This window comes from Pseudomonas sp. SID14000, assembly GCF_002165135.1.
Classification (GTDB): Bacteria; Pseudomonadota; Gammaproteobacteria; order Pseudomonadales; family Pseudomonadaceae; genus Aquipseudomonas.
Genome location: NZ_NFZQ01000075.1, coordinates 1 through 613 on the forward strand (window position 1 = coordinate 1; position 613 = coordinate 613).

A 613-nucleotide genomic window follows, 5' to 3' on the forward strand; every position below is an offset into this window, starting at 1 on the left:
ATGCCCAGGCTGATCTGGCCAGCGTCGTTATAGACGTCATCGCCCTGTGCAGCGTGGGTGTACGGGGCGCTGGTTTCGCCAGCCTTGATGGTGACCTGGGCGTTGTTGCTCAGGGTCACGACCAGGTCGTGGGCCAGCGCCTGGTTGATGTGCACGGTGAAGGTCGGATTGACGTTCTCGGCCACCGAGGCCTGGTCGGCAGTGATGGTGACCTTGACCAGGTCGCCTTCATTGCCCGGAGTACCCGACTCGTCGGTGACGGTGGTGCTGACCGGGGTCTTGTCCAGAGTCAGCTGCTCGAACTTGTCGACATCAGCGCCAGTGACCGAGGCGATCGATTTGACCACAGGGTCGTTGGTGCCGGTGTAGACGTTGTCCGGGGCAGTCACAGTGACCGAACCCGTCGTGCCGTTGGCCGGTACAGTGATAACCGTCTTGCCGTCGCTCAGCGTGAAGGTCAGCGCGCCGTGATTGTTGATCGGCAAGCCGTCTTTGTTGGTCAGCGTGATGGTGTAGGTGATCTCGCCGCCTTCGGTGACCGAAGGGGTCGCGGTCAGCTTGGCCACCACTTCGTCGGTGGTGTCAGTCACCTGAACCGAAGCGTCGCCGCCCA

General features: G+C 62.3%; 1 protein-coding gene. It reads right to left on the reverse strand.

Features of this window, described 5'->3' with window-relative positions; all coding sequences use genetic code 11:
- Window positions 1-613, reverse strand: a 613-nt coding sequence (locus CAY82_RS24935) for an immunoglobulin-like domain-containing protein (RefSeq protein WP_140399160.1), incomplete at both ends; no start/stop codon positions are given.